At 72.8% G+C, this 4,554-nt stretch carries 5 protein-coding genes; 4 read left to right on the top strand and 1 reads right to left on the bottom strand.

Annotated elements, in window-relative coordinates:
- Nucleotides 1-57: 57 nt before the first annotated feature.
- Nucleotides 58-1,689, bottom strand: a complete 1,632-nt coding sequence (locus PSD17_RS14215; RefSeq protein WP_339122909.1) for a glutamate synthase-related protein — start codon at nt 1,687-1,689, stop codon at nt 58-60.
- An 80-nt stretch (nt 1,690-1,769) separates the two neighbouring features.
- Between PSD17_RS14215 and PSD17_RS14210 the strand changes: the two genes are divergently transcribed.
- The 4 genes from PSD17_RS14210 to PSD17_RS14195 form a co-directional block, all read left to right on the top strand.
- Nucleotides 1,770-2,390, top strand: coding sequence for a hypothetical protein (locus tag PSD17_RS14210; RefSeq protein WP_339122908.1), 621 nt, complete (start codon nt 1,770-1,772; stop codon nt 2,388-2,390).
- Between the two features lie 31 nt (nt 2,391-2,421).
- Nucleotides 2,422-2,955, top strand: coding sequence for a DM13 domain-containing protein (locus PSD17_RS14205; RefSeq protein WP_339122907.1), 534 nt, complete (start codon nt 2,422-2,424; stop codon nt 2,953-2,955).
- Nucleotides 2,956-3,320: 365 nt separating this feature from the next.
- On the top strand, nt 3,321-3,980 hold the full coding sequence (locus PSD17_RS14200) for a hypothetical protein (protein ID WP_339122906.1): 660 nt from the start codon (nt 3,321-3,323) through the stop codon (nt 3,978-3,980).
- 267 nt (nt 3,981-4,247) lie between these two features.
- Nucleotides 4,248-4,554 (top strand): ArsR/SmtB family transcription factor (locus PSD17_RS14195; protein ID WP_339122905.1); only part of this gene is annotated, 307 nt, incomplete at its 3' end.

Genomic DNA, 4,554 nt, shown 5'->3' with positions numbered 1-4,554 from the left:
CAACCGCAACCGAGCCCTCGGACGAGCAGCCTGACCCGAAGGTTGACAGAGGATGTCTCATCGGGCCACCCCCGCGTACTCGACGCCGACCAGCTCGGCCACGTCGCGTTTCCAGCTCGTCAGGTCCCTCGGGGTGAAGTGCGACAACGAGTCGTGCCCGCACGCCCGGGCGAGCACCACCATCAGCTCGGTGATCGCGCCGAGGTAACGGGTGAGCTGCTCGGCGGCCCGCTGCACCGGCAGCCGGGCCCGCAGGTGCGGTTTCTGGGTGGCGATGCCCATCGGGCAGTTGTCGGTGTGGCAGGCCCGCATCCCGACGCAGCCGATCGCCTGCAGCGCCACGTTCGACACCGCGACGGCGTCGGCCCCGAGCGCGAGCGCCTTGACCATGTCCTGCGCGCGGCGGAACCCACCGGTCGCCACCAGCGTCACGTCCCGGGCCCCGGCGAGGTCGAGGTGACGGCGCGCGCGGGCCAGCGCGGCCATCGTCGGAACGCTGATCGTGTCGCGGAAGATCGTCGGGGCGGCGCCGGTGCCGCCGCCGCGGCCGTCGAGGATGACGTAGTCGACGCCGAGTTCGAGGGCGGCGTCCAGGTCGGACTCGATGTGCTGGGCCGACATCTTCACCCCGACGGGGATTCCGCCGGACCGTTCCCGGACTCGGTCGACGAGCGCCCGCGCATCCAGCAGCGTGACCCAGTCGACGAACCGTGCGGGCGAGACCGCCGACGTGCCCTCGGGCAGACCGCGGACCTCGGCGATCCGGCCGGTCACCTTCGTCCCGGGCAGGTGCCCGCCGGTGCCGGTCTTGGCGCCCTGGCCCAGCTTGAGATGCAGGGCCTGCACGGAGTCGAGGTGCATCTCGTCCCAGCCGAACCGGCCCGACGCCAGCTCGTAGAGGTAGCGGGAGCACTCGGCCTTCTCCTCGGGCAGCATGCCGCCCTCGCCCGAGCAGATCGCCGTGCCGGCTCCCTCGGCGCCGCGGCCCAGCGCGGTCTTGGCCTCCGCCGAGAGCGCGCCGAAGCTCATGTCGGACACGAAGACCGGGATCTCCAGCCGCAGCGGCTTCGCCGCCGCGGGACCGATCGTCACCGCCGTGTCGACGGGCTCGTCGTCCAGCCGCGGGAAGCGGTGCAGCTGCGCGGTCAGCACCTGCAGGTCGTCCCAGGAGGGGAGCTCGGCCCGGGGCACGCCCATCGCCGCGACCTTGCCGTGCGCCCCGGCGAGCCCGTTGCGCGCCAACGCGTGGATCTCCGAGACGAACGGCTCCTCCGCCGTGTCCTGGTGCGGGTCGTCGAAGAGCCGGTCGTAGGTCGACGTGACCGCGCGTTCGGGCCGCATGCCCCGGTACTCGACGAGATCGGCCTTGTCGACGAGCACCTCGCCGTCGCGCACGTGGCAGCCGAACTTGTAGATCCGCTCGGCCGGGTTGTAGGCCGAGACCCCGGTGTCGAGCCGGTAGTCCCAGCCGTGCACGCCGCAGATCAGGTTGGCGCCCTCGACCCGGCCGTCGGCGAGCAGCGCGCCGCGGTGCGGGCAGCGCCCCTCGAAGACGTGCACCAGCGCACCCCGCCGCACGAGCACCAGGTCGATGCCGTCGACCGCCGCGTGGCTCGGGACGTCCTCGGCGAGGTCGTCGAACCGGGCGATCGGCATGAAGGTCCCGAGGTCGGTGTTCCTGAGGTCCATGTAACGCTCCCCGCGTCGTCCGACACGTACCGCGGGAACAGTGACCCGGACCCGGCGTGGCGTTACACGAGGAGGACGAGATGGACGAGCAGCTGCTGGTCGAGACGAGGCGCTCACTGCACGCCGTGGCCGAGCTGGTCGTGGCGGGGCCGCAGCACCGGGCGGCGGGCACCATCCGGCTGCGGGTGACGCCGGGCGGGTTCGGTGGCGTGGCCACCCCGATGCGGGTCGTGGGCACCGAACTGCGCTGGGACGGCGGGCAGGCGCCGCTCGCCGGGACGTGCCGCGAACTGGCACGCGCCGCGGGTGTCGAGGTCGGGGCGCCGGTCGGCCTCTACGCCGACGGCTCGGGGGTCGGACCCGACAGGCCGTTGACCGTCGACGCTGCAGCCGCCGAGGTCCTCGCAGACTGGTTCGCCCGCGGCGACGAGGCCCTGCGCAGCCTCGCGCCCGGCGCGGAGCCGGTGATCTGGCCGGAGCACTTCGACCTCGGCGTCACGCTGGACGAGGTGAACTACGGGGTGTCCCCGGGCGATGCCCAGGTCCCGGCGCCCTATGCCTACGTCGGTCCGTGGCGGCCCCGGCACGGGGAGTTCTGGAACGCCCCGTTCGGCGCCCTGCGCACCGCGGACGAGCTGCCCGACGCCGAGGCCGTCGCGGCGTTCTTCGCCGAGGGCCGTCGGCTCGCCGCGGGCCTGTAACGCCTGCGGCCCACCGGCACACTGAGCCCGCATGACCAACGCTCCGTCGCTGCGCGTCGTGCTCCGGCATCCGGCCGTCCGGGTCGTCCTCGTGGTCGGCGCGGTGCTCGTGGTCGTGGCGCTGTTCGTGTTCGAGCCCTGGAAACTCTTCGTCGACCGGACCGTGGACGAGGCCGGCCCGGCCGCGACCGCTGCCACCGCAGCGGCTGCGCCGGTCGTCCTCGCGCGCGGCGAGCTGATCAGCCATGAGCACGCCAGCAGCGGATCCGTCGTGGTCCTCGGCCTTTCCGACGGCTCCCGGATCCTGCGCCTGCAGGACTTGCGGACCAGCGACGGGCCGCTGCTGAAGGTGTGGCTGTCGGACGCTCCCGTGATCGACGGCCGCGAGGGCTGGCACGTCTTCGACGACGGCCGCCACGTCGACCTCGGGGAGCTCAAGGGCAACGTCGGCAGCTCCAACTACCCGGTGCCGCCCGACGTCGACCTCGCCGCACTGCCGAGCCTGAGCATCTGGTGCGACCGGTTCAACGTCTCGTTCGCCGCGGCGGCGCTGACGACCGTCTGACCCCCGCCCGGGGCAGCCGGAGCGGCACCGGTCACGGCACGGATCGCGGCCCCTCGGCCGACGTCGGGCCGGCCGGGTCGACACCGGGTCAGGTCCTGCCGCGTCGTCGTCCGACGGGGGTGCCGCTGCGCCTGGTCACCCTGCTCACCGACGCGGACGCCGGGCCGACCGACCGGCTGCGGGAGCGCGCGTGCACGCTGACCGGTCGGCTCCCCTGAGACCACCGCGCACGCCGCTCGCCGATCAGCGGCCGAACGCCCGTTGGTTCTCCCCGTACGCGTCGAGGCCCATCGGGGGCCGTTTCCCGGGTCGAACGTCCCTTTCTGCTGGATCGAGCGGCGAGGCCGGGTCCATACTCACCGGGCATGTCGACCGACTGCAGGAATGTCCGGTGGTTCGGATCGGTACTGCTCGCCGTTGCGGGTGTGCTTCTTCTCGTCGGCTGCACGAACAGCGAGCGACCCAGCACCTTGCCGCAGACGGCGATGCCGCAGGCCCCGGCGGCGCCGCCCACGGCGAGCCCCGCCGCGTCGACGAAGACCTTCGTGGGGACGGCGAGCGGGACCGACGCCTTCGTCGCCGTCGTCGTCGACGGCTCCCGGGCGCTGGCGTACGTCTGTAACGGGGTCCCCGGCTCGTCGCCGGCGGCGCCGACCATCCAGGCCTGGTTCAACGTCCCGTCCGACGGCACGACGGTCGACGCGAGCCAGCCGGCCGGTCAGCTCCAGCTCGAGCTGACCGACTCGACGATGACCGGCACGCTCACCCTCGCCGACGGCCGGGCCGCGCCGGTGACCGGTAGCGCGGTGACGGGGGATGCCGGGCTCTACCGGGCCGCGGGCGGCGGAGCGGTGGCCGGCTGGATCCTTGCCACCGATGCCGACCAGCGGGGCGGACTGAGTCTCGACGGCGGCGGCACGCTGGGAATTCCGACTCTCGACGTGACCCAGACGACGATCAATTTCCGGAACCTGTCCAACGTGCGGATCGCAAAGGTGGGAATCACTCCGATACCGATCCCGTGACGGCGGCGGGTGATCGCGTCCGTGGTCGCGCGACTCCGTTCCATGGCGCCGGAGTGGTGTCCGTCGGTCGGCGCGGCGACGTCGCGCGCACCGCTCGCGGGCGCACCGAAGGGCGCGGGAGCCCGCTCTGTCCGGGTGCTGTCGCACGAGCCCGCCGTCGCCCTCGGGCGTGCAGCCGGGTCCCCGGACGCAAAGACTTACGCAGTTGCTAATGTCTGCAACTGATGAGCGCGTGTGAAGATGGGACGCCGAAGGGGGTGGGCGTTGATGAGCACGCCGCTGTATCAGGCGAAGGCGGAGTTCTTCAAGACGCTCGGCCACCCGGTGCGGATCCGGGTGCTGGAGCTGTTGAGCGTGCGCGAGCACGCCGTGTCGGAGCTGCTGGCCGAGATCGCCGTCGAGCCGGCGAACCTCTCGCAGCAGCTCGCCGTGCTACGCCGGGCAGGTCTGGTCCGCACGCGCAAGGAGGGCTCGTCGGTGTTCTACTCGCTGACGGGTCCGGAGGTGTCGGAGCTGCTCGCCGTCGCGCGGGCGATCCTGTCCGGTGTCCTGTCGGGGCAGGCGGAGCTGCTCG

This window comes from Pseudonocardia sp. D17, from assembly GCF_036984265.1.
Lineage (GTDB): Bacteria > Actinomycetota > Actinomycetes > Mycobacteriales > Pseudonocardiaceae > Pseudonocardia > Pseudonocardia benzenivorans.
This window is presented reverse-complemented; position numbering and strand designations above follow the sequence as displayed.